The sequence below is a fragment of the Pseudoroseomonas ludipueritiae genome (assembly GCF_014490445.1).
GTDB classification, from domain to species: domain Bacteria; phylum Pseudomonadota; class Alphaproteobacteria; order Acetobacterales; family Acetobacteraceae; genus Pseudoroseomonas; species Pseudoroseomonas ludipueritiae.
The window spans coordinates 1-22169 of record NZ_JACTUZ010000066.1; the positions used below are offsets into that span (position 1 = coordinate 1).

23 protein-coding genes are annotated in these 22169 nt (G+C 69.4%); 18 read left to right on the forward strand and 5 right to left on the reverse strand.

The window, feature by feature from the left end; genetic code table 11:
* The 8 genes from IBL25_RS14710 to IBL25_RS14745 form a co-directional block, all read left to right on the forward strand.
* A partial coding sequence (locus IBL25_RS14710; RefSeq protein WP_187779299.1) for an orotidine 5'-phosphate decarboxylase / HUMPS family protein occupies positions 1 to 310 on the forward strand: 310 nt, incomplete at its 5' end.
* Positions 307 to 948: a phosphoribosylanthranilate isomerase gene (locus IBL25_RS14715; RefSeq protein ID WP_187779300.1), complete on the forward strand. Its 642-nt coding sequence runs from the start codon at positions 307 to 309 to the stop codon at positions 946 to 948. The genes IBL25_RS14710 and IBL25_RS14715, both read left to right, overlap by 4 nt.
* 79 nt (positions 949 to 1027) lie before the next feature.
* Positions 1028 to 2245 carry a tryptophan synthase subunit beta gene (trpB, locus tag IBL25_RS14720; protein WP_187779301.1) on the forward strand — a complete coding sequence of 406 codons (1218 nt, stop codon included), beginning with the start codon at positions 1028 to 1030 and terminating at the stop codon, positions 2243 to 2245.
* An 8-nt stretch (positions 2246 to 2253) separates the two neighbouring features.
* Positions 2254 to 3102: a tryptophan synthase subunit alpha gene (gene trpA, locus IBL25_RS14725; protein WP_187779302.1), complete on the forward strand. Its 849-nt coding sequence runs from the start codon at positions 2254 to 2256 to the stop codon at positions 3100 to 3102.
* 149 nt (positions 3103 to 3251) lie between these two features.
* Positions 3252 to 4421, forward strand: coding sequence for a zinc-dependent alcohol dehydrogenase (locus IBL25_RS14730; protein WP_187779303.1), 1170 nt, complete (start codon positions 3252 to 3254; stop codon positions 4419 to 4421).
* 59 nt (positions 4422 to 4480) lie between these two features.
* Positions 4481 to 5269, forward strand: a complete 789-nt coding sequence (locus IBL25_RS14735; protein ID WP_187779304.1) for an SDR family NAD(P)-dependent oxidoreductase — start codon at positions 4481 to 4483, stop codon at positions 5267 to 5269.
* A 13-nt stretch (positions 5270 to 5282) separates the two neighbouring features.
* Entirely contained in the window at positions 5283 to 5531 is a 249-nt protein-coding gene (locus IBL25_RS14740) for a DUF2171 domain-containing protein (RefSeq protein ID WP_187779305.1), read from the forward strand.
* Between the two features lie 27 nt (positions 5532 to 5558).
* The gene (locus tag IBL25_RS14745) at positions 5559 to 6089 is read left to right on the forward strand and encodes a hypothetical protein (RefSeq protein WP_187779306.1); all 531 of its coding nucleotides are present in this window, start codon (positions 5559 to 5561) and stop codon (positions 6087 to 6089) included.
* Between the two features lie 21 nt (positions 6090 to 6110).
* Here the strand turns inward: IBL25_RS14745 and IBL25_RS14750 are convergent, their stop codons facing one another.
* The 4 genes from IBL25_RS14750 to ddpX all read right to left on the reverse strand — a co-directional run bounded on the left by IBL25_RS14750 (position 6111) and on the right by ddpX (position 10025).
* Positions 6111 to 7073: an SMP-30/gluconolactonase/LRE family protein gene (locus tag IBL25_RS14750; protein WP_187779307.1), complete on the reverse strand. Its 963-nt coding sequence runs from the start codon at positions 7071 to 7073 to the stop codon at positions 6111 to 6113.
* 823 nt (positions 7074 to 7896) lie between these two features.
* Positions 7897 to 8709 (reverse strand): gamma-glutamyl-gamma-aminobutyrate hydrolase family protein, encoded by an 813-nt coding sequence (locus IBL25_RS14755; RefSeq protein WP_187779321.1) that lies wholly within the window; start codon positions 8707 to 8709, stop codon positions 7897 to 7899.
* A gap of 94 nt (positions 8710 to 8803) precedes the next feature.
* Positions 8804 to 9427: a LolA family protein gene (locus tag IBL25_RS14760; RefSeq protein WP_187779308.1), complete on the reverse strand. Its 624-nt coding sequence runs from the start codon at positions 9425 to 9427 to the stop codon at positions 8804 to 8806.
* A 49-nt stretch (positions 9428 to 9476) separates the two neighbouring features.
* Entirely contained in the window at positions 9477 to 10025 is a 549-nt protein-coding gene (ddpX, locus tag IBL25_RS14765; RefSeq protein ID WP_187779309.1) for a D-alanyl-D-alanine dipeptidase, read from the reverse strand.
* 147 nt (positions 10026 to 10172) lie between these two features.
* Between ddpX and IBL25_RS14770 the strand changes: the two genes are divergently transcribed.
* The 10 genes from IBL25_RS14770 to IBL25_RS14815 all read left to right on the forward strand — a co-directional run bounded on the left by IBL25_RS14770 (position 10173) and on the right by IBL25_RS14815 (position 21559).
* Positions 10173 to 11255: a YncE family protein gene (locus IBL25_RS14770; RefSeq protein WP_187779310.1), complete on the forward strand. Its 1083-nt coding sequence runs from the start codon at positions 10173 to 10175 to the stop codon at positions 11253 to 11255.
* A gap of 20 nt (positions 11256 to 11275) precedes the next feature.
* Entirely contained in the window at positions 11276 to 12433 is a 1158-nt protein-coding gene (locus tag IBL25_RS14775) for an isochorismate synthase (RefSeq protein WP_187779311.1), read from the forward strand.
* Positions 12430 to 14052 carry a (2,3-dihydroxybenzoyl)adenylate synthase gene (locus IBL25_RS14780; RefSeq protein ID WP_187779312.1) on the forward strand — a complete coding sequence of 541 codons (1623 nt, stop codon included), beginning with the start codon at positions 12430 to 12432 and terminating at the stop codon, positions 14050 to 14052. Before IBL25_RS14775 ends, IBL25_RS14780 begins: the two co-directional genes overlap by 4 nt.
* Positions 14053 to 14206: 154 nt before the next feature.
* Positions 14207 to 14848 carry an isochorismatase family protein gene (locus IBL25_RS14785; RefSeq protein WP_187779313.1) on the forward strand — a complete coding sequence of 214 codons (642 nt, stop codon included), beginning with the start codon at positions 14207 to 14209 and terminating at the stop codon, positions 14846 to 14848.
* On the forward strand, positions 14848 to 15081 hold the full coding sequence (locus IBL25_RS14790; protein ID WP_187779314.1) for a phosphopantetheine-binding protein: 234 nt from the start codon (positions 14848 to 14850) through the stop codon (positions 15079 to 15081). Before IBL25_RS14785 ends, IBL25_RS14790 begins: the two co-directional genes overlap by 1 nt.
* On the forward strand, positions 15078 to 18968 hold the full coding sequence (locus IBL25_RS14795; RefSeq protein WP_187779315.1) for a non-ribosomal peptide synthetase: 3891 nt from the start codon (positions 15078 to 15080) through the stop codon (positions 18966 to 18968). Before IBL25_RS14790 ends, IBL25_RS14795 begins: the two co-directional genes overlap by 4 nt.
* Entirely contained in the window at positions 18968 to 19729 is a 762-nt protein-coding gene (locus IBL25_RS14800) for a 2,3-dihydro-2,3-dihydroxybenzoate dehydrogenase (RefSeq protein WP_187779316.1), read from the forward strand. The genes IBL25_RS14795 and IBL25_RS14800 overlap by 1 nt, the downstream gene beginning before the upstream one ends.
* Positions 19722 to 20552 (forward strand): alpha/beta hydrolase, encoded by an 831-nt coding sequence (locus tag IBL25_RS14805; RefSeq protein ID WP_239418133.1) that lies wholly within the window; start codon positions 19722 to 19724, stop codon positions 20550 to 20552. Before IBL25_RS14800 ends, IBL25_RS14805 begins: the two co-directional genes overlap by 8 nt.
* A gap of 106 nt (positions 20553 to 20658) precedes the next feature.
* Entirely contained in the window at positions 20659 to 21090 is a 432-nt protein-coding gene (locus tag IBL25_RS14810; protein WP_187779318.1) for a secondary thiamine-phosphate synthase enzyme YjbQ, read from the forward strand.
* Positions 21091 to 21358: 268 nt separating this feature from the next.
* Positions 21359 to 21559, forward strand: a complete 201-nt coding sequence (locus IBL25_RS14815) for a hypothetical protein (protein ID WP_187779319.1) — start codon at positions 21359 to 21361, stop codon at positions 21557 to 21559.
* A 45-nt stretch (positions 21560 to 21604) separates the two neighbouring features.
* Here IBL25_RS14815 and IBL25_RS14820 read toward each other — a convergent pair whose 3' ends face one another.
* Positions 21605 to 22045: a MarR family winged helix-turn-helix transcriptional regulator gene (locus IBL25_RS14820; protein ID WP_187779320.1), complete on the reverse strand. Its 441-nt coding sequence runs from the start codon at positions 22043 to 22045 to the stop codon at positions 21605 to 21607.
* Between the last annotated feature and the right edge of the window lie 124 nt (positions 22046 to 22169).

Below are 22169 nucleotides of genomic sequence, written 5' to 3' on the forward strand. Positions count from 1 at the left end.
CGAGACCGGCGTGGCCGGCGGCCCGGCGCAGCAGGTGCTGCGGCTGGCGCGGCTGGCGCTTGCCGCCGGGGCGGATGGGCTGGTCTGCTCCCCGCATGAGGTTTCCCGTCTGCGGGATGCCTTTGGCGATGCGCCGCTGCTGGTGGTGCCTGGCGTGCGCCCCGCCGGCAGCGATGCCGGCGACCAGGCCCGCGTCGCGACGCCGGAGGAGACCGCCGCCGCCGGGGCCGATTGGCTGGTGATCGGCCGCCCCATCACCGCCAGCGCCGACCCCGCCGGGGCCGCCGCCCGCATCGCGGCCATGCTATGACCGAGGTGAAGATCTGCGGCATCAACGATGCCGAGGCGCTGGACAGCGCCGCCCGCGCCGGGGCGCAGATGGTGGGCTTTGTTTTCTACCCGCCCTCCCCGCGCTCGGTGGTGCCGGCGCAGGCGGCGGGGCTGGCGGCGCGCCTGCCTTCCATCGTCGCGCCCGTCGGGCTTTTCGTGGACGCGAGTGACGAGGCCATCGCGACGGTGCTGGAGGAAGTGCCGCTGCGGCTGCTGCAACTGCATGGGCAGGAAAGCCCGGAACGCTGCGCCGCCATCCGCGACCGCTTCGGCCTGCCGGTGATGAAGGCGTTGGGCATCGCCGGGGAAGCCGATTTCGCGCTGCTGGATGCCTATGCCCCGGTGGTGGACCGCTTCCTGCTGGATGCCAAGCCACCGGCCGGCGCCAGCCTGCCCGGCGGCAATGCGGCCGCCTTTGACTGGACCCTGCTGGCCGGCCGCGCCATCCCGCGCCCCTGGCTGCTGGCGGGCGGGCTGACGGCGGCCAATGTGGCCGATGCCATCCGCACCAGCGGCGCGCCGGGGGTCGATGTTTCCTCGGGCGTGGAGCGGGTGCGGGGGCTGAAGGACCCGGTGCTGGTGCGCGCCTTCGTGGCGGCGGCGCTCGCGGCGGCCTGATCGCAGCGCGGGGCAGAGTCGCCCTACCCCCGGCCTTCCCCGCGCGCTACACACATCCCCCCGTACGGAGGGATGGATCTTGAATCAGCCATTGACCAATTCGCTCCGTCAGGGTCCCGATGCGCGTGGGCGCTTCGGCCAGTTCGGCGGCCGCTATGTGGCCGAGACCCTGATGCCCCTGCTGCTCGAATTGGAGCAGGCCTATGAATCCGCGAAGAAAGATCCGGAATTCATGGCCGAATGGCGCTGGCTGCTGAAGGATTACGTCGGCCGTCCCAGCCCGCTCTGGCTGGCGAAGCGCCTGACGGAGCACCTCGGCGGCGCCAAGGTCTATTTCAAGCGCGAGGAGCTGAACCACACCGGCGCGCATAAGATCAATGCGGTGCTGGGGCAGATCCTGCTGGCCAAGCGCATGGGCCGCCACCGCATCCTGGCCGAGACCGGTGCCGGGCAGCATGGCGTGGCCACGGCCACGGCCTGTGCGCTCTTTGGCATGAAATGCGTCGTCTATATGGGCGCCACGGATGTCGAGCGGCAGGCGCCGAATGTCTTCCGCATGAAGCTGCTGGGCGCGGAGGTGGTGCCCGTCACCGCCGGCGCCGGCACGCTGAAGGATGCGATGAACGAGGCGCTGCGGGATTGGGTGGCGAATATCCACGACACCTATTACTGCATCGGCACCGTTGCCGGCCCGCATCCCTATCCGCAGATGGTGCGGGACTTCCAATGCGTGGTGGGCGAGGAAACCCGCGCCCAGATCCTGGAGATGGAAGGCCGGCTGCCGGATGCGCTGGTCTGCGCCGTGGGCGGCGGCTCCTCCGCCATGGGGCTGTTCCATCCCTTCCTGGACGACAAGGAGGTCGCGATCTGGGGTGTCGAGGCCGCCGGGCGCGGCATGGACACCAAGGAACACGCGGCCTCGCTCAACAAGGGCCGGCCAGGCGTGCTGCATGGCAACCTGACCTATCTGCTGCAGGACGAGGGCGGGCAGATCCAGGAAGCGCATTCCATCTCGGCCGGGCTGGACTACCCCGGCATCGGGCCGGAGCATTCCTGGCTGCACGAGACCGGCCGCGCCACCTATGTCGGCATTACGGATGACGAGGCGCTGGAAGCCTTCCAGCTCTGCTCGAAGCTGGAAGGCATCATCCCGGCGCTGGAATCCTCGCACGGGCTGGCGCAGGTGATGAAGCTCGCCCCCACCATGGGCAAGGACAAGATCATCGTCCTCAACCTCTCCGGCCGTGGGGACAAGGATATCTTCACCGTGGCGCATCATCTGGGGGTGAAGCTGTGAGCCAGACCATGACCCAGCCCGCGGCGCAGGCCGGCGCGGGGCGCGGCCGCATCGCCGCCCGCTTCGCCAAGCTGAAGGCCGAAGGGCGCGGCGCGCTGATGCCCTTCCTGGAAGCCTGGGACCCGGACCGCGAGACCAGCATGGCCATCCTGCGCGGCATGCCCGGCGCGGGGGCCGACCTGATCGAGGTCGGCGTGCCCTTCAGCGACCCCATGGCGGATGGTCCCACCGTGCAGCTCGCCGGGCAGCGGGCGCTGAAGGCCGGCGGCAGCCTGGCCGGGGCGATCGGCATGGTGCGGGAATTCCGCGAGGCCGACGACGCTACGCCGGTGGTCCTGATGGGCTATTTCAACCCCATCATGTCCTATGGCGTCGAGCGCTTCTGCGCCGATGCCGCCGCCGCCGGGGTGGATGGGTTGATCGTGGTGGACCTGCCGCCGGAGGAGGCCGATGCCATGGCCTCCGCCGCCACGCATGGGCTGGACATGATCCGGCTGGTGGCGCCCACCACCGATGACAAGCGCCTGCCCATGGTGCTGAACGGCATCAGCGGCTTCATCTATTACGTGGCCATCGCCGGCATCACCGGCACGCGCAGCGCGGAATCCTCCGCCCTGGCGGAAGCCATCCCTCGCCTGCGGAAACACACCGACCTGCCGATCGCCATCGGCTTCGGCGTCCGCACGCCGGAGCAGGCGGCGGAAGCCGCGCGCATCGCCGATGGCGCGGTGGTGGCCTCGGCGCTGATCGACACGCTGGCCAAGAGCCTGGACGACCAGGGCCGCGCCGCGCCGGATACGGTGAGCCGCGTGCTGGACCAGGTGCGCGACTTGGCCAAGGCCGTGCGCGCCGGCTGAGAACCCTGATGGGGCGGCGGCCGGCATGGCCGCCGCCCACCATCCAAACGGATAAGTCGCAGCTTACAACAGGATCTTCGGCGACCCTGCCGTGAACCTTGCCGGTCCTGCCGCGTTTACCGCCAGCACATGGCAGGGAAGACACGGGCATGAAGGCGCTGGCCTGGCACGGCAAGGGCGATATCCGCTGCGACAACGTCTCCGATCCCAGGATCGAGGACGGGCGGGACGCCATCATCAAGGTCACGTCCTGCGCCATCTGCGGCTCGGACCTGCATATCTTCGACGGCGTCATCCCCTCCATGCAGCATGGCGACATCATCGGCCATGAGGCGATGGGCGAGGTTGTCGAGGTCGGGAAAGACAACAAGAAGCTGAAGGTCGGCGACCGCGTGGTGGTGCCCTTCACCATCTCCTGCGGCGAGTGCTTCTTCTGCAAGCAGGGCTTCTTCTCCGGCTGCGAGCGCTCCAACCCCAACCGTGAGATGGCCTCCAAGCTCTGGGGCAATTCGCCCGCCGGGCTCTTCGGCTATTCGCATCTGCTGGGCGGCTTCGCCGGCGGGCAGGCGGAATACATGCGCGTGCCCTATGCCGATGTCGGCCCCATCAAGGTGCCGGACGGGCTGACGGATGAACAGGTGCTGTTCCTGTCGGACATCTTCCCGACCGGCTACATGGCCGCCGATTACTGCAACCTGAAGGGCGGCGAGACCGTGGCCATCTGGGGCTGCGGCCCGGTGGGGCAATTCGCCATCCGCAGCGCCTTCATGCTGGGCGCCGAGCGCGTCATCGCCATCGACACGGTGCCGGAGCGCATTGCCATGGCGCGGGCGGCCGGCGCCATCGTGCTCGATTTCAAGGAAGAGGATGTCTACGACCGCATCATGGCGCTGACCAATGGTCGCGGCGCCGATGCCTGCATCGACGCGGTGGGCACCGAGGCCAGCGCCACCGGCAGCCTGGATTCCTTTGTTGATCGCGTGAAGGTCGCCACCTTCATGGGGACCGACCGGCCGCATGTGTTGCGCCAGGCCATCCATTGCTGCCGCAACTTCGGCACCGTCTCCATTGTCGGTGTCTATGGCGGCTTCGTGGACAAGATCCCGATGGGCTCGGCCATCAACCGCGGCCTGACCTTCCGCATGGCCCAGACCCCGGTGCAGCACTACCTGCCGATCCTGATGGAACGCATCCAGAGGGGAGAGATCGACCCCTCCTTCGTCATCACCCATACCGCGCCGCTGGAACAGGGGCCGGAACTCTACAAGACCTTCCGCGACAAGAAGGACGGCTGCGTCAAGGTCGTCCTGAAGCCCTAAGGCCGCCGGGAGGCGCGCCGCGCCTCCCCTTCCGATTTCCGCAGCAGGGAAGAGCCATCATGGACCAGACCCGCAGCTATGCCATCGTCACCGGCGCTTCCACCGGCATCGGCTTCGAACTGGCGCGACGCGCCGCCGAGGAAGGCTTCGACCTGCTGATCGTGGCCGATGAGCCGGAGATCGAGCAGGCCGCCACGCAGCTGCGCCAGTCCGGCGTGGCGGTGGATGCCGTGCAGGCCGACCTCGCCACCACAGAGGGCGTGGAGAAGCTGCTCGCCGCCACCAGGGGCCGCCAGGTGGATGCGCTGCTGGCCAATGCCGGGCGCGGCCTCGGCCATGCCTTCCTGGAGCAGGACTGGAACGAGATCCGCCGCGTCATCGACACCAATGTCACCGGCACGGTCTATCTGGTGCACAAGGTGGGGCAGATGATGCGCGCGCGGGGCCAGGGACGCATCCTGATCACCGGCTCCATCGCCGGCTTCATGCCGGGCAGCTTCCAGAACGTCTACAACGGCACCAAGGCCTTCCTGAATTCCTTCTCGCTGGGGCTGCGGGAGGAGCTGAAGGATAGCGGCGTCACCGTCACCTGCCTGATGCCCGGCGCCACCGAGACGCCCTTCTTCGAGCGCGCCCATATGATGGACACGCCGGTGGGCGAGGCGAAGAAGGACGACCCCGCCATGGTCGCCCGCGTCGGCTTCGACGCCATGATGAAGGGCGAGGGCGACGTGGTCAGCGGCCTCAAGAACAAGGTGATGTCCGCCGTGGCCAATGTGCTCCCCGCCGGGCTGACGGCCAAGGCGCATCGCGGCATGTCGGAGCCCAAGGGCGGGCAGCAGCACTGAAGGAGGCCAGCGCATGGTCGATACCACGCTGATCCGCGAGCATATGCCGGTGGTGGATTGCAATGGCCAGCCGATCGGCACCGTGGACCACCTCGATGCCGGGCGGCTGAAGCTGACGCGGGACGCGCAGGGGCGGCACCATTACCTGCCGCTTTCCGAGGTCTCGATGGTGGATGAGGAGAAGATCACCGCCCAGCTCACCCGGGAAGAGGCGCTGCGGCTGATGCAAAGCGGCGCCCGGGACGAGCATACCGAATCCTGAGCCGCCGCCAGCAAGAAGGAAGACGAGATGCAGACCACCAAGCTCGCCCTGGCCCTGGGCCTTGGCCTGACCCTGGCCGGCGGCGTCCAGGCCCAGCCCGGCTCCGGCGCCGCGCCCGGCACCAGCGCCACCCAGGCCCCGGCGCCACAGCCCAACCGGCCGCAATCCGACTCCCGCGTCGGGCAGTCGCCGCAGCCGCAGGCGGCGAATCTGCGGGACTATGCCAACCTGCTGAAGGAAGCGCAGCAGCGGCTCGAAACCGCGGTGGAGCGCAGCGGCGACGAGCCCGCCGCCAATGACCAGAAGGCGGTGACGCCGGCCTGGATGGACCTGAAGGCGGCGGCCCAGGCGGCCTATGACGCCGTGAACCGCGCTCCCCCGGCCATCCGCAACGACAACCTTTATGACGAGGGCTCGACGCAGATCCGCCAGAACCTTGGCGTCATCACCCAGTCCATGCGGCCGGAGAACGGGCGCGAGGCGGCCAAGCGGCTGCTGGACGATATGCGGAAATACACCGCCGAGGTGTCGCGCCGGGCGGAAGCCTCGCCCGGCTGACCGGTGGCGGCGGGGGGCTCCTCAGCCGCCCGCCACCCCCTGGGCATGCACATGCACGGCATAGAGCGAGCGTGACGCCGCCATGAAGAGCCGGTTGCGGTGCCGCCCGCCGAAGGCCAGGTTGGCGCAGCGTTCCGGCAGGTCGATATGCCCCAGCGGCGTGCCGCCGGCATCGAAGACGCGCACGCCGTCCCGCCCTTCCCCGCCCATGCCCCAGCCGCACCAGAGGTTGCCCTCGGTATCGACGCGGAAGCCGTCCGGCGTATGGCCGGGCTCGCACTGGATCAGCACGCGGGGGTTGGAGAGGCGCGCGCCGTCCACGTCATAGGCCAGGATCTGCCGCGGCTCCGCCCGGCTGGCCACGACGTAAAGGATGCGCTCATCCGGCGAGAAGGCCAGGCCATTCGGGCCGGGGATGCCATCCGCCACCTGGCGCAGCGCGCCGCTCTGGCCATCGATGCGCCAGACGGCGGGAGCGATCTCGGATTCCGCCTTCTCCCCCTCCACATAGCCGCCGATGCCAAAGGGCGGGTCGGTGAACCAGATGCCGCCATCGGAAGCCACCACCACGTCATTGGGCGAGTTCAGCCGCTTGCCCTCGAAGCTGTCGGCCAGCACGGTGATGCTTCCGTCGTATTCGGTGCGGGTCACGCGCCGCGTCAGGTGCTCGCAGGTGACAAGGCGGCCCTGGCGGTCGCGGGTATTGCCATTGGCGTTGTTGGATGGCTTGCGGAAGGTGGTGACCGCGCCCGATTCCTCATCCCAGCGCAGGATGCGGTTATTGGGGATATCCGACCACAGCAGCGCCCGCTGGTCGCCGAACCAGACCGGGCCCTCGCCCCACATGCAGCCACCGGCCAGCTTCTGCACCGGGCTGTTCATCACCTGGAAGCGGTGGAAGGCGGGTTCGAAGGCGCGGAAGCGGATATCGGGATAGGCCTGGCTGGGCTGCCAGGGCGTTTCGTTGGAAATCTCTTGGGACATGGCGTTTCCTGTGGGCGAGGCCGCCTGCAGCTTGGCATGTCCACGGCAGCGCGGCCAATGGCCCGGCCAAGGCCTCCTGGCAGCCAATGCTGCATCGCAAAAAGAACAGGGCTCCGCCCGGTCCTGACTTCCTATATCCCTCTTCGCAGTCGCAACATCGCGGCCGCATTCACAAGAACAGGGGCCAACCCATGTCTGAATTCCTTTTCCTCACTGTTGTCGCTGCCCTGGTCACGGGCGGACTGTTCACCCGCTCCCTGCTGGAGTTGAACTGGCCGGGCGAGCTGCCCAAGATCACTGGCGAGCTGTAAGCCGCCTTTTCCCCGCCCCTGGATTTCTCCCGGGGCGGTGGCGCGGCTTTCCAAAGTGCCCTTACCGCTGCCGCCCGCTGAAGCGGCGCTGGCGGCCAGGCCCCCATGGTCATAAACATCTGAACGGCTCAGGCCGGTCCTGAAGCAAAAGGCGTAACTCCCTCCCATCATGGATGGCAGGGCACAGGCCATCCGCCGCTGGCACTACCAGCGGATGCGGAATGTCCGGCATTCCTCGCGAAAGACAGATGAGTTGCGGATCTGGCAGCCGCCGCGCATCATGGATGCAGGCCTGGGCCGCCACGAGGTCGCACGCCCGATCGGCGCCCGGTCCATGGGGGGGTGACCGGGCGCCTTCGGGGGGAATCATTCCTGTAAGGAATGGTCGGGCGAGCCGGCCTGGGGAAACCTTGCTGCCTTGTGGCAGACAATACGATATCCATAAGAATCAGGAAGCCCAGTTCGGCGCAACTCAAAAACGTTTGAACAACCTGCTTCTGGCCGAGTTGTGGCTATTCCGCCGCAACGGCCGGCAGCGGCCCGGCGGCCTCCGCCTTTTCTCGCCGCATGGCCCGGCTGACGGCTGCCGCGCCGAAAACCTCGAAGAGGCGGCGGGACAGCGGATCGGTTTTCCAGTCATATTCCGGGTGCCACTGCACGCCGACAGCGAAGCCCGTGGTGCCTTGCACCCGGGCCGCTTCCACCGTGCCATCCGGCGCCCAGGCTTCCGGCACCAGCCGGGCCGCGGCGCGGCAGACACCCTGGTTATGCAGAGAATTCACCGGCACCGCCGCCGGGTTCCAGTCCAGCCCGGACCAAAGACGGGCCAGAGCGCCATCCTCGGCCACGCGCACCGCATGCGCCTTGCCGGTGCGGACGCGGGGCAGCACCTGGTCCACCGGGGTGGAATGGTCCATGCGGCCCGGCAGGTCCTGGATACGCTGGTCCAGCGTTCCGCCCAGCGCCACGTTCAGTTCCTGAAAGCCACGGCAGATGGCCAGCAGCGGCACGCTGGCCGCGAGCGCCTTACGGATCAGCGGCAGGGTAGTGGCATCCCGCTCGGCATCCTCGGGCGTGCCTTCCAGATGCGGCGGCCCCTGGTAGAGCGCGGGCTGCACATTGGAGCGGCTGCCCGTCAGCAGGATGCCATCCAGCCGTGGCAGCAGTTCCTCCACCACGATCTCGCCCGCGGCGGGGATCAACACGGGAATGCCACCGATCGGGCCCAGCACGACGCGGATGTAATGGTCCGAGGCGGCGTGGTTCGGCATGGCATTCGCACCGAATGCCTTGACGCAGCAGGAGATACCAATGAGCGGGCGCATGATGGGATGGTCGCGTCCGCGCATGGCGCAATCAAGGCAAAAGCGCGGAAATTTGCGATTGCCTGGGGTGAGAAAGCTGCAACCCTGCCCGGATTCAGCGCACCTGCGTCTCAAAGAAGCGCGGATCGTTGAAGGCGAAGATCAGCGGGTCGAAACGAACGCCGGTCTGGATCTCCGTCAGCGTCACCCGCGTCTGCTGGCCCTGGGCATCGGTGACCACCCATTGGCGCAGCTCCATCGGCTCCTCGGCGAAGACCAGCACCAGGTTGCCCTCGGAGGGCGCCTCCCGCCGCCGCATGCCCACGCGCAGCAGCCCGCCGACCCGCTCCAGCCCGATGATCTCGAGGTCCCCGGAGGTCAGGCTGATGCGCGGCCGCAGCAGGAAGCCCAACGGCGTGGAGGAGACCGGCACGATGGAGGGCTGGTGCAGCTCCTTGTCGTAATGGAGGAACTGGCCATTGGAGGCCACCAGCAGCAGCGGCTCCGGCGGGTCGTATTCGAAGCGCATGCGGCCGGGGCGCCAGATCATCGCCGTGCCCTCGGCGCTGCCGCCATGCTGCGAGATCTGCAGGAAGCGGGCCCGCAGTGTGGTCAGGCTGTTCAGATAGGCCTCGATCCGCGCCAGGATGGCGGCGCGGTTGCCGCCAGCCCCCTGCGCCAGCGCGGCGGCGGGCAAGAAGGGGAGCAGGGCGGAGGCGAGCAGCGTGCGTCGGAACATGATCAACCAGTTGGCGTGCCGGGGGCGCGGTGGAAAGGGGTGGGCGGCTTCACATCGGCCCTTCGGGGACCGCGCTGGCTGAAAGCGCGGGAAAGCGCCGGGGTTGCGGCAATTGGTAATGCCACCATTCCAGCAGATAAGGCTCCCAGCCCGCCGCCACCATCAGCCCCAGCAGCAGCGCACGGTTACGCTGGTCCGCCGCCGGCACAGCCAGGCTGCCATGGGCGGAAGCGGGGTCCACCGCGTCGAAGCCCGTGCCCATCGGCAGTTCGGCGCCCGTGGCGGCGTCGCAGAGCGTCAGGTCCACCGCCGCGCCGCGCGGATGCACGCCGCCGAGGCGTGGGTCGGAGACGAAGCGCTTGTCCTCCACCGCGTGCCACAGCGCCCACTGCGCCTCTATCGGGCGGAAGGCATCGAAGATCTTCAGGCGCAGGCCCAGTGCGGCGGCACGGTCGCGGGCGGCCAGCAGGCGCGCCCGCCCTTCCGGCAGCAGCATGGCCACGGGGCGGCTGTAGATGGGTGCGCCCGTCAGATTGTCCGGCGTGGCATAACGAATGTCGAAGAGAAGGCCATCGGCCTCGGTGAGCGGCTGCAGCATGGCCGCAGAATGGCACGGCGCGGCGGGATTGACATCGGCACAGCCCGGCCTAATGTCCGCCAAGCTGAGAATGCTTTGCAATTGCACGGCCTCGGGCCAGCTGGCTGGCATGCTCCTGCGCCGCAGGACAGGATGGAGAACCCCGACATGACACCCTTCCCGATCCGGCAGGGCCTGTCCCGCCGCCAGACCCTCGGCCTCTTCGCGGGGCTGCTGGCCGCCGCCAAGGCCGGGCCGGCACTGGCCCAGGGCGCCGCCGCCACCCCCGCCGTGGCGCTGAGCGCCAAGGTGGGCACCGGGCTTTATGAAATTGTGTTCAGCCGCACCACCGGGCTGGTGCATGTGGCGGCCGCCGGCTCGCGCGGCAATAGCGAGGGCGCCGGCATCCTGGCGCTGGACCCCAAGACCCTGGCGCTGCGCGGCACCATCGACCTTTCCGAGGAGCCCGCCTTCGGCCTCGGGCTGAACGACCGCACGGGCATCCTCTACACCACCAATACCCGCTCCGGCTCCGTCTCGGCCATCGACCTCAAGACCGGCAAGACCCTGGCCAAGATGGCCAAGGGCGAGAAGGCCCATGTCCGCCAGGTGGTGGCGGATGAGGAGAAGAACCGCGCCTTCGTCTCCGTCCCTGGCTTCCGCGGCGCGCCCAGCGCCGTCTGGGTCATCGATGGCGCGAAGCAGGAGATCGTGCAGGTCATCGAGGATGGCCTGGGCGAGGGCGTCTCGGCCCTGACGCTGGATGCCGCGGGCAACCGCCTCTTCGGCGCGAGCCTGGCGACGAACGAGGTGGTGGAGATCGGCCTGGCCGACGGTAAGGTCGCGCGCCGCTTCCCCTCCGGGGGCGAGAGCGCGATCAACATCGCCTATCAGCCCAAGGGCAACCGCCTCTTTGTCACCAACCAGAAGTCCGGCACCCTGACGGTGCTGGATGCCGCCAGCGGCAGCCTGGTGAAGAGCATCGAGACCGGCGCCGGCGCGCTGGGCGTGACCCTGGCGCCGAATGGCACGGTCTATGTCACCAACCGGGGCGCCGGCACCGTCTCCCTGGTGGATGGCGCCAGGCTGGAGGTGATCGCCAGCCTCGCCACCGGCACCCACCCGAACACGGTGGCGATCGACCGCGAGACCGGCACCGCCTATGTCAGCAACAAGGCCCGCATGTCCCCGCGTGGCCAGCCGCCGGTCGAGGACCCCAACGGCGACACCGTCAGCATCATCCGGGCCTGAAGACCACAGGGGCAGCGTTCATGGCCACCATGACCAAGCATCTTCCCGCCTCCGCCACGGTGGCGGGGGCCACGCCGCTGCTGGCCTTTGTTTCGGCCGGCAATGTGCTGCTGGGGCATGGGCAGCTGGCAACGCTGCCAAGGGGCCCGGCGGCGACGCTGGGCGCCCGCGTGGGTGATTTCTTCCGCGCGGCGGGGCCGGAAGCGGTGCTGGCCGGCGCCCTGCCCTTCGCGCGGGAGGCGGCGGACTATCTGGTGCAGCCGCTTCAGATCTCCCGCGCCCTGCCCGCCGCGCCGGCCTGGGCGCCCCTGCGCTGGAGCCTGCGGCACGAGCCGGATGCCGCCGGCTATGCCGCCACGGTGCAGCGCGCGCTGGACCTGATGGCCCGGCCGGGCGCGGAGCCGCTGACCAAGATCGTGCTCTCCCGCTCCCTGATTGCCCGGGCGGAGCGCCCCATCGACCTCGGCGCCCTGCTGCCCCGGCTGGCGGCGGACCCGGCCGTGACCGCCTTCATCGTGCCGCTGCCCGATGCCGGCGGCGCCCCCCGCGTGCTGGCCGGCGCCACGCCGGAGCTGCTGCTGGCCAAGCAGGGCCGGCAGATCCGCTCCCACCCCCTGGCCGGCTCCGCCCGCAGGCAGGCCGATGCCACGGCGGATGCCAGTGCCGCCGCCGCTCTCGCCCGTTCCGACAAGGACCGGCGGGAACATGTCATCGTGGCCGATTTCATCCTGGACACCCTGGCCCCCTTCTGCCGCCGCCTCTCGGCGCCGGAAGGCACCACGCTCTTCAAGACGCGCAGCATGTGGCACCTCGGCACCGCCATCGAGGGCGAGCTGAAGGACGAGGGCATCTCCTCCGCCGAGCTGGCGGCGCTGCTGCACCCCACCCCCGCCGTCTGCGGCCTGCCGCGGGAGCGCGCGGCCCGGCTGATCGGCGAGATCGAGCCGCATGACCGCGGCTTCTACGCCGGCGCCGTGGGCTGGTGCGATGGCCGGGGCGACGGCGCCTGGCATGTCTCGATTCGTTGCGCGGAGATTGCGGGAGAGCAGGCGCGGCTTTATGCCGGTGCCGGCATCGTGCCCGGCTCCGACCCCTGGGCGGAAGCAGCCGAGACCGGTGCCAAATACGCGGCCCTGCTGGCCGCGCTCGGCATCGAGATGGAAGAGAAACGCCCGTGATCCCGCTGCGTCAGACCTGGCCCGAGGACTTCGCCCGCCGCTACCGCGAGAAGGGCTACTGGCGCGGCGAGACCTTTTCGAGTTTCCTGCGCCAGCGGGCCGCCGAGCACCCGGATGCCACCGCCATCGTGCAGGGCGAGCGCCGCTGGAGCTATGCCGAGCTGCTCGCCCGCGCCGAGGCCGCCGCCGCCGGCTACCTGAAGGCCGGGCTGAAGCCGGGCGACCGGGTGGTGGTGCAGCTGCCCAATATCGCGGAATTCTTCTCGGCCGTCTTCGGCCTGTTCCGCGCCGGCATGATCCCGCTCTACGCGCTGCCGGCGCACCGCATCACCGAGATCGCGCATTTCGCCCGCAAGTCCGAGGCCAGCGGCTACATCATCGCCGGCCGGTACGAGGGCTTCGACTACCGCGACCTCGCCCGCGCCCTGCAGGCCGAGGTTCCGGCGGTGCGGCACGTGATCGTCGCCGCCGACGAGGCCGCCGAATTCACACCGCTGGCGACCGAGGCCGATGCCGCCGTGGCCCTGCCGCCGGACCCGCCTTCCTCCGATGTCGCCTTCATCCAGATTTCCGGCGGCAGCACGGGATTATCAAAACTGATCCCGCGCACGCATGACGACTACCTCTACAGCTTCCGTGCCAGCAACGAGATCTGCGGCGTGACGCCGGAGAGCGTCTTTCTCGTCGCCCTGCCCGCCGCCCACAACTTCCCCATGAGCTCCCCCGGGCATATGGGCGCGCTGCATGCGGGCGCGACCGTCGTTCTCAGCCCCTCCCCCAGCCCCGATGCCGCCTTCCCGCTGATCGCGAAGGAGAAGGTGACCATCACCGGGCTGGTGCCGCCGCTGGCGCTGCTCTGGATGCAGGCCGCCCCCACCACGCCGCACGACATCTCCAGCCTGGAAGTGCTGCTGGTCGGCGGCGCCAAGTTCACGCCCGAGGTGGCGCGGCGCGTGCGCCCGACGCTGGGCTGCACGCTGCAACAGGTCTTCGGCATGGCGGAAGGGCTGGTGAACTACACCCGCCTCGACGACCCCGAGGAGATCATCACCACCTGCCAGGGCCGCCCCATCAGCCCGGATGACGAGGTGCTGGTGGTGGACGACCTCGGCAATCCGGTGCCGGATGGCGAGCCCGGCTACCTGCTGGCGCGCGGCCCCTATACCATCCGCGGCTACCACAATGACGAGGCCGCTAACGCCCGCTCCTTCACCGAGGATGGCTTCTACCGCACCGGCGACATCGTGCGCCGCCTGCCCGGCGGCTACCTGGAAGTGCAGGGCCGCGCCGGCGACCACATCAACCGCGCCGGCGAGAAGATCTCCGCCGAGGAGATTGAGGACCACCTGCTGGCGCATCCCAGCGTCTTCGATGTCGCCATCGTCTCCATCCCCGACGAATTCCTGGGCGAACGCTCCTGCGCCTTTATCATCCCGCAGGGCGAGAAGCCGAAGGGCGCGGCGCTGAAGGCTTGGATGCGCACGCGCGGCATCGCGGAATTCAAGGTGCCGGACCAGATCGTCTTCGTGGAGCAATTCGCCACCACGGCGGCGGGCAAGGTGAGCCGCAAGGAACTGCGCGCGCGGCTGCGGGCGGAATTCCTGGAGAAGCAAGACTGACGCAAAAGGCTGGAGGAATGAATTCCCCCAGACCCCCATCTTCTTTTTTCGAGTTTCAGCGCTGGTCTTACCGGCTGGCGGACTCGAAAAGAAAAGAAGGGGTTTCAGGGGAATTCATTCCCCTGACCTTTCTCTTGAAGGGTGTGTGTTGCACGTGACTGCCAAGGGCCTCCCCACCATCGCTCCCTATGCTCTGCCGGGGGCCGACGAACTGCCCACGCCGCGTGCGCCCTGGACGGTGCAGCGGGACCGCGCGGCGCTGCTGGTGCATGACATGCAGCAGTATTTCGTGCGCCCTTATCAGCGCAATGCCTCGCCGATGCTGCCGGTGGTGCAGAATATCGCGCGGCTGATTGCCCATGCCCGTGCCGCCGGCATTCCGGTCTTCTACACGGCGCAGCATGGCAACCAGGACCGGCGGGACCGTGGCTTGCAGGCCGATCTCTGGGGCCCCGGCATGTCGGATGCGCCGGAGCACCAGCCGATCCTGCCGGAGCTGGCGCCGGAGCAGGGCGACTTCGTGCTGGTGAAGCACCGCTACAGCGCCTTCCAGCGCAGCAACCTGGAGACGCTGATGCGGGTGCGCGGGCGGGACCAGTTGGTCATCACCGGCATCTACGCGCATATCGGCTGCACCATGACGGCGGGCGAGGCCTTCCAGCGCGACATCGAGCCCTTCTTCGCCGCCGATGCCACGGCGGATTTCTCGCGTGAGAAGCACATGATGGCGCTGAACTACGTGGCTGGCGTCTGCGCCGTGCCGATGACCACCGAGCAGCTTCTGGCCGCCCTGTGATGCTGACCCGCGAGCGCATGCGCGCCGATATCGCCGCCATGATCCACGAGGACCCGGAGGAGATCGGGGGCGATGACAACCTGATCGACCTCGGGCTCGATTCCATGCGGGCGATGAACCTGCTGGTGCGCTGGGCGGAGACGGGCCTCACGCTCGACTTTTCCGAATTCGCCGAGCGGCTGACGCTGGATGCCTGGTGGGCCATCGTGGACCGCATGCAGCGCCAGGCATGAACGCACCCTTCGCCATGGACCAGCGCACCCAGCCGCGCCCGCTGACCGAGGCGCAGGCCGGGCTGTGGTATGCGCAGCGGCTGGACCCGGCGAACCCGATCTTCAACACCGGCCAGTACCTGGACCTGCGCGGGCCGCTGGACCGCGAGGCCTTCCGCACCGCCGTGGATGCAGCGGTGGCCGAGGCCGATGTGCTGGCTCTGCGCATCGAGGATGCCGGCGGCGTGCCGGCGCAGGTGGTGGAGGAAGCCCGCCGCCCCTGGCTGCAGGTGGTGGACCTTTCCGCCGAGGCGGAGCCGGAGCAGGCGGCGCTGGCCGCCATGGCGCGGGACATGGCGACGCCCGTGGACCCGGCGCGGCATCCGCTGGCCACTGAGCGGCTCTTCATCCTCGGGGAGCGCCGGCACTTCTGGTACCAGCGGGCGCATCACCTGGCACTGGATGCTTTTGGCACCGACCTGATCACCCGCCGCGTCGCCGGGCTTTACGCCACGGCGCTGGGACAGGGCGTGGCGGGCCCGCCGCTGGCCGGGCTGGAGGCCGCGCTGGCGGAAGACGCCGCCTATCGCGCCGACCCGCGCCGCGAGAAAGACGCCGTTTACTGGCGCCAGGCCATGGAGGGCATGGCGGATGTGGTGGGCCTCGCCCCCGGCCATGCCATGACGGGCCGCCGCGCCATCCGCCACACGCAGGTGCTGGACGATGCGCTGGTGGAGGCCCTGCGCAGCGGCGCCGCCAACCATGGCACGCCCTGGCCGGACCTGCTGGCGGCGCTGGTGGGCGCCTATTGCCGCCGCTTCGCGGGCACGGAGGAAGTCTCGATCGGCGTGGCCTTCATGGGCCGCCTCGGCAGCCCGGCGGCGCGGGTGCCCTGCACGCTGATGAACGTGCTGCCGCTGCGCCTGCGCCCGAATGAGGATGCGCCGCTGGCGGAGTATCTGGCGGATGTCTCCAAGGCGCTGCTGCGCGGCCGCCGCCATGGCCGCTATCGGGGCGAGCAGTTGCGGCGCGACCTGGGGCTGCTGGGCGCCGGGCGCCGGCTGCATGGCGCGCTGGTGAACCTGCTGCCTTTCGACAGCGTGCCGGTCTTTCCCGGGCTGGAGGTGCGCCCGCAGGTGCTGGGCACCGGCCCGGTGGATGACATCACCCTCACCTTCCGTGGCGGCGCCGATGCCGGCGGGCTGCGGCTGGAGATCGAGGCCAATCCCGCGCTCTACAGCGCCGAGGACGTCGCGGCCCATGCCACCCGCCTCGGCTGGTTCTGCCAGGCAGCGCTGCGGGCGGAGCGTCTGGCCGATGTGCCCGGCGCCACGCCGGAGGAGGCGCGCTGGCAGGTGCAGGATCTGAATGCCACGGATCATCCGGTGCCGGAGACCACCCTGGCCGCGCTGATCGCCGCCAGGATGGCCGCGCATCCGGAGGCGCCCGCGCTGGAATTCAACGGCACCGTCCTCTCCTATGCCGAATTGGATGCCCGCACCGCCGCCCTGGCCGCCGCGCTGCGCGCAGAGGGCGCGCGGTCGGGCGCCGTGGTCGCCGTGGCGCTGGAACGTTCGCTGGAGCTGGTCATCGCCCTGGTGGCGGTGCTGCGGGCCGGCGCGGCCTATCTGCCGCTGGACCCGGCGCACCCTGATGAACGGATCGCGCGCATCCTGAACAACGCTAGGCCGGTGCTGGCGCTTTCGGAACGCGGCCTGCCCGTTGACGTGCCCTTGCTGGCGCCACGCGACTGGCCGATGGCAGGTGCGGCCCCGGCCGATGGCCCCGCGCCCGGCGATGCCGCCTATGTGCTCTATACCTCCGGCTCCACCGGAGAGCCGAAGGGTGTGGTCATCGAGCACCGCGCCATCGTCAACCGGCTGGAATGGATGCGGCAGCACTACGGCTTCGGCCACGCCGACCGCATCCTGCAGAAGACACCGGCCACTTTTGATGTCTCCGTCTGGGAATTCTTCCTGTCCTTCATCAGCGGCGGCACGCTGGTGGTGGCGCCGCCCGGCGCGCACAAGGACCCAGTGGCGCTGGCGGCGCTGCTGCGGAACGCGCGCATCAGCACGGCGCATTTCGTGCCTTCCATGCTCGCGGCCTTCCTGGCGGAACCGGCTTCGCAGGGCATCGCGCTGGCCCGCGTCTTCTGTTCCGGCGAGGAACTGACAGCGGAGTTGCGCGACCGCTTCCACGCCCGCGTCACCGCCGAGCTGCACAATCTCTACGGCCCCACCGAGGCCGCCGTGGATGTCAGCTTCTGGCCCGCCGCAGCCGATGACCGCAGCCAGCCCGTGCCTATCGGCTTCCCGGTCTGGAACACGCAGCTTTACGTGCTGGACGAGGCGCTGCGGCCGGTGGCGCCGGGCATGGCGGGGCATCTCTTCATCGGCGGCGTGCAGTTGGCGCGGGAATATCTCGGCCGGCCGGACCTGACGGAACGTGCCTTCATCCCCAATCCCTTCCGGCCAGGCGAGCGGATGTACCGCACCGGCGACCTCGCGCGCCTGCGGGCGGATGGGGCGCTGGTCTTCCTCGGCCGCTCCGACCATCAGGTCAAGATCCGTGGCCAGCGCATCGAACTTGGCGAGATCGAGGCGGCGCTGGCCAGCTATCCGCATCTGCGCCAGGCGCGTGTGATCGCGCGGGAAGACCAGGCGGGCGACAAGCGCCTCGTGGCCTATGTCGTGCCGGCGGAAGGCTATGATGCCGCCGCGCTGCGCGCCCATGCGGCGGCGCGGCTGCCGGATGGCTGGCTGCCTTCCGCCTATGTCGCCCTGGATGCGCTGCCGGTGAACAGCAGCGGCAAGCTGGACCGCGCCGCCCTGCCCGCGCCGGATTACGGCAGCGCCGGCGGCCGTGCCCCCGCCACGGAGGCCGAGCGCCGCGTCGCCGCCCTGTTTGCCGAAACCTTGCAGGTGCCGCCGCCCGGCGCGGAGGATGATTTCTTCGCCCTCGGCGGCCATTCCCTGCTGGCGGTGGAACTGATGCTGCGGGTGCGGGAGGCATTCGGCTGGGACCCTGGCCTGGGCGCCCTGTTCGAGCATCCGACGGTGGAACGCCTCGCCGCGCTGCTGGAGGAAAAGCCTGTCAGCGACAGCGGCCTTGGCCCGCTGGTGCGGCTGCAGCAGGGTGACGACGCGCTGCCGCCGCTGTTCACCGTGCATCCGGCGGGCGGGATTTCCTGGTGCTATGGCGGGCTGGCGCGGGCGCTTTCTCCCCGCCGCACAGTCTATGGCCTGCAGGCGCCCGCGCTGGCGGAAGGCGTGCCGACGCCGGAGAGCCTGGAGGCGCTCGCCGCCGATTACGTGGAGCGCATCCGCGCCATCCGCCCCGGCGGGCCTTTCCACCTGCTGGGCTGGTCGGTGGGCGGCATCGTCGCCCATGCCATGGCGGTGCGGCTGCGCGCCCTGGGCGAGCCGGTGGGCCTGCTGGCCATGCTGGATTCCTACCCCAGCGACGTCTGGCGCGCCGAGCCAGAGCCGGACGAGAACGCGCCGCTGCGCGCCCTGCTGGCCATCGCCGGCCATGACCCGGACCGCCTGCCCGACCTGCCGCTGACGCGAGACGCCGTGGTGGGCTTCCTGCGGCACTCCGACAGCCCGCTGGGCCGGTTGCCGGAAGCGGCGCTGGATGGCGTGGTGCGGGTGGTACGCGGCAACAACCGGCTGGTGCGGGCGCACCGGCACGGGCATTTCGACGGCACCGTGCTGCATTTCCGCGCCGCGCTGGACCATGCCGGGCGCGACCTTTCCCCCGCCATGTGGCAACCCTATGCCACGGCGGTCTCGATCGTGGATATCCAGGCGCTGCATGCCAACCTGACCGGCCCCGAGGCCACGGCGCAGGTCGCGCCGGTGCTGGCCGGCTTTCTGTCGGCCCAGGACAAGGAATTCAGCTGATGCGACCGAGTGGCCTTTCCGGCAAGCGCGTGCTGGTGACGGGGGCGGCCGGCGGCATCGGCCAGGCGGTGCTGCGGGCGCTGCTCGATGAAGGGATGCGCGTGGTCGCCACCGACCTCGACCCCGCCGCCATCCCGCCCGCCCCCAACCTGCGGGCGGAGCGGCTGGACGTGACCAGCAGCGCCGAGGTCAATGCCCTGGTGGCGCGCATCGAGGCCGAGGAAGGCCCGATCGATTGCGGCGTCAGCCTGGCCGGCATCCTGGCCACCGACACGGTGGCGCAGACCACGGATGAAAGCTGGCGCCGCGTCTTCGCCGTCAATACCGATGGCGTCTTCCACCTGGGCCGGGCGCTGGCGCGGGTGATGGGGCCGCGGGCCGCGGGCAGCATTGTGGTGGTCAGCTCCAACGCGGCGGGCGTGCCGCGCCATGCCATGGCGGCCTATGCGGCCTCCAAGGCCGCGACCACCATGTTCACCCGCTGCCTGGGGCTGGAACTGGCGCCGCAGGGCATCCGCTGCAACATCGTCGCCCCCGGCTCCACCCTGACGCCGATGCAGACCGGCATGTGGGCGGATGCCGATGGCGCCGCGCGGGTCATCGCCGGCTCGCCCGAGACCTACAAGGCCGGCATTCCGCTGCGGAAGCTGGCGACGCCGGAGGATATCGCGGATGCGGTGGCCTTCCTGCTCTCCGACCGCGCCGGGCATATCACCATGGCCGATCTCTACATCGATGGCGGCGCGACCCTGCGTGGCTGAGGCACCGCCGCCCGTCACCCTGCCGGGCACGGAGGAGCACATCCTCCAGGGGCCCGCCGGCGAATACCGGCTCTGGCTCTCCATCCCCCAGGCCCCGCCGCCGCCCGGCGGCTTCCCGGTGCTGTATCTGCTGGATGCCAATGCCAGCTTCGCGACCCTGACCGAGATCGCCCGCCAGGGCGCAGTGCGGGCGGGCGCCACCGGCATCGGCGCCGCGGTTGTGGCCGGTATTGCCTATCCCGGGGAAGCCCCATACCACCGCGCCCGGCGCGGGCTGGATTACACCCCCGGCCCGCCGGCCGAGGAGGCGGTGCCCTATCCCACTGGCGGCCGCGATGCCTTTCTGGCTTTCCTGCGCGGCCCGGTGACGGCGCGGGTAACGGAACGCTGCCCGGTGGATGCCGGCCGGCGGGTGCTGATCGGCCATTCCCTGGCCGGTTTCTTCACGCTGGACGTACTGGCCCGCGACCCTGGCGCCTTCAGCGATTACGTGGCCATCAGCCCTTCCGTCTGGTGGAACCGGGCGCGGCTGGAGGATGGGCTGGCGGCGCTGCGCTTCCCTGGCAGGGTACCGCGCGTGGCACTGGGTGTCGGCGAATGGGAACAGGGCCTGACGCCCCGGGAAGCGGCCTCCCCCGAGGCCGCCCGCACCGCCGAGCGTCGCGGCCGCCGCGCCATGGTGGATGGCGCGCGGCAGATGGCCGAGCATGTCGCCGCCAGCGGCGCCGAGACGCGCTTCTGGTGCTTCCCGGAAGAGAACCACGGCTCCGTCCTTCCCGTGGCCCTTGGCCGCGCCCTGCGTTTCGTGCTCTCCGGCGGCTGAACCAGAAGAAAAAAGATGGGGGCCTGGGGGAATTCCTTCCCCCAGCCTTCTTCTTTCCTGTTCTTCGCAAGGGCCATGCCCTTCATCACCTCACGGAGACAGCGCGATGGAACAACGCCTGCACCGGCTGGAATTCAGCACTTCCGGGCGCGGAATGCTGGAGGTCACGGCGCCCATCCGCCGCTGGGTGGCCGCGCAGAGGTTCGGGGATGGGCTGCTGACGATCTGGTGCCGGCATACCTCGGCCTCGCTGCTGGTGCAGGAGAATGCCTCGCCCGAGGTGCGAAGGGATTTCGAGGATTATTTCCGGCGGCTGGTGCCGGATGGCGGCGGCGGCCGCTATCGGCACGAGGATGAAGGGCCGGACGATATGCCGGCGCATCTGCGCGCGGCGCTGACCCAGACGCAGCTTTCCATTCCTGTCCAGGACGGGCAGCCGGTGCTCGGCACCTGGCAGGGGATCTTCCTTTATGAGCACCGCACCGCGCCGCATCAGCGGCATCTGGTGCTGCATCTGCTGGGCGAGCCTGGTGGCTGAGCGGCGGTGTTCCCAAAAGCCCAGGCAAAGCCTGGAGTCCTGGCGATGACCCGCCATGGCAGCGCGGACGAAACCGTTGTGTGTCAGTTTCGAGGTCATGCAGCCTGTTCCCGCGGCGCCCGCCGCCGGACTGCACCTGAATTCAGCGCCGAGCATCATGAAGTTTCATGATTCCGCCGCTCCTGACTCGACAAACACTGGCTCTCCCCCAGGCCCTGCGGCAAGATGACCTGTGCTGCCCAAGGTCCTCTTTGAGAGATTGACCAGAATGATCAAGGTTGCTGTCCGGACTCTGGCTCTGCTGTTCATGTGGCAGCTCGCGGCCTGTGCTACCCACCAGGCCGGTTCGTCGCTGGACGACGAAGGCTACAGCGCCTCGTCTTCCGACTATGCCAATGCCATCATGGCCGGCATGGAGCGTGCCCGCGCGATGCGCGAGCTTCGGCTGCAATCCTCGATCGCCCACTGACCTGACAGCACGGCAGCGCCGGGTCCGCCCGGCGCCCGATCCAGGTCAGTCCTGCTTCTGGACCAGACTGTCACGCAGCCTGGTGATGCTCTCGCGCAGCGCCCTGGCTTCGTCCGACTTCTCGCAGAAGGTGTGGCGGAGCCATTCCGGCGTCTGCTTCGCCTTTTCGGCCAGGGCGCGGCCCTGGTCCGTCAGTTGGATGCGCACCTGCCGCTCATCCGTCGCGTCCCGCACCCGCTGCACCAGCCCGGCCGCCTGCAAACGCTTCAGCAGCGGCGTCAGCGTGCTGGATTCCAGGAACAACCGGTCGCCGATGCTGCCGACCGTCTGGTTATCCTCGGACCAGAGCACCACCATCACCAGATACTGTGGATAGGTGAGGCCGAGCTTCTCCATCAGCGGCTTGTTGGCGCGCTGAATGGCATGGGCGGCGGAATGGACCGCGAAGCAGAGCAGATCGTCGAGGTTGGCAGGTTTCTCGGTCATGGGTTCATCCTGAGGGCAGCGGGCCTAGTCGTCCATATTGTATCGCGTACGATTAAATAGTGCAGCAATATACCGCATGGCAGGCATGCGGAATGAATAGTCGCGCACGATGCAATCGCGGCGT

What these genes read in the sequence shown, in the direction of transcription:
- IBL25_RS14715 (WP_187779300.1), top strand. Translation starts at nt 307, where the DNA reads ATGACCGAGGTGAAGATCTGCGGCATCAACGATGCCGAGGCGCTGGAC.
- trpA (WP_187779302.1), top strand. Translation starts at nt 2,254, where the DNA reads ATGACCCAGCCCGCGGCGCAGGCCGGCGCGGGGCGCGGCCGCATCGCC.
- IBL25_RS14730 (WP_187779303.1), top strand. Translation starts at nt 3,252, where the DNA reads ATGAAGGCGCTGGCCTGGCACGGCAAGGGCGATATCCGCTGCGACAAC.
- IBL25_RS14735 (WP_187779304.1), top strand. Translation starts at nt 4,481, where the DNA reads ATGGACCAGACCCGCAGCTATGCCATCGTCACCGGCGCTTCCACCGGC.
- IBL25_RS14740 (WP_187779305.1), top strand. Translation starts at nt 5,283, where the DNA reads ATGGTCGATACCACGCTGATCCGCGAGCATATGCCGGTGGTGGATTGC.
- IBL25_RS14745 (WP_187779306.1), top strand. Translation starts at nt 5,559, where the DNA reads ATGCAGACCACCAAGCTCGCCCTGGCCCTGGGCCTTGGCCTGACCCTG.
- IBL25_RS14750 (WP_187779307.1), bottom strand. Translation starts at nt 7,073, where the DNA reads ATGTCCCAAGAGATTTCCAACGAAACGCCCTGGCAGCCCAGCCAGGCC.
- IBL25_RS14755 (WP_187779321.1), bottom strand. Translation starts at nt 8,709, where the DNA reads ATGCGCCCGCTCATTGGTATCTCCTGCTGCGTCAAGGCATTCGGTGCG.
- IBL25_RS14760 (WP_187779308.1), bottom strand. Translation starts at nt 9,427, where the DNA reads ATGTTCCGACGCACGCTGCTCGCCTCCGCCCTGCTCCCCTTCTTGCCC.
- ddpX (WP_187779309.1), bottom strand. Translation starts at nt 10,025, where the DNA reads ATGCTGCAGCCGCTCACCGAGGCCGATGGCCTTCTCTTCGACATTCGT.
- IBL25_RS14770 (WP_187779310.1), top strand. Translation starts at nt 10,173, where the DNA reads ATGACACCCTTCCCGATCCGGCAGGGCCTGTCCCGCCGCCAGACCCTC.
- IBL25_RS14775 (WP_187779311.1), top strand. Translation starts at nt 11,276, where the DNA reads ATGGCCACCATGACCAAGCATCTTCCCGCCTCCGCCACGGTGGCGGGG.
- IBL25_RS14790 (WP_187779314.1), top strand. Translation starts at nt 14,848, where the DNA reads ATGCTGACCCGCGAGCGCATGCGCGCCGATATCGCCGCCATGATCCAC.
- IBL25_RS14795 (WP_187779315.1), top strand. Translation starts at nt 15,078, where the DNA reads ATGAACGCACCCTTCGCCATGGACCAGCGCACCCAGCCGCGCCCGCTG.
- IBL25_RS14800 (WP_187779316.1), top strand. Translation starts at nt 18,968, where the DNA reads ATGCGACCGAGTGGCCTTTCCGGCAAGCGCGTGCTGGTGACGGGGGCG.
- IBL25_RS14810 (WP_187779318.1), top strand. Translation starts at nt 20,659, where the DNA reads ATGGAACAACGCCTGCACCGGCTGGAATTCAGCACTTCCGGGCGCGGA.
- IBL25_RS14815 (WP_187779319.1), top strand. Translation starts at nt 21,359, where the DNA reads ATGATCAAGGTTGCTGTCCGGACTCTGGCTCTGCTGTTCATGTGGCAG.
- IBL25_RS14820 (WP_187779320.1), bottom strand. Translation starts at nt 22,045, where the DNA reads ATGACCGAGAAACCTGCCAACCTCGACGATCTGCTCTGCTTCGCGGTC.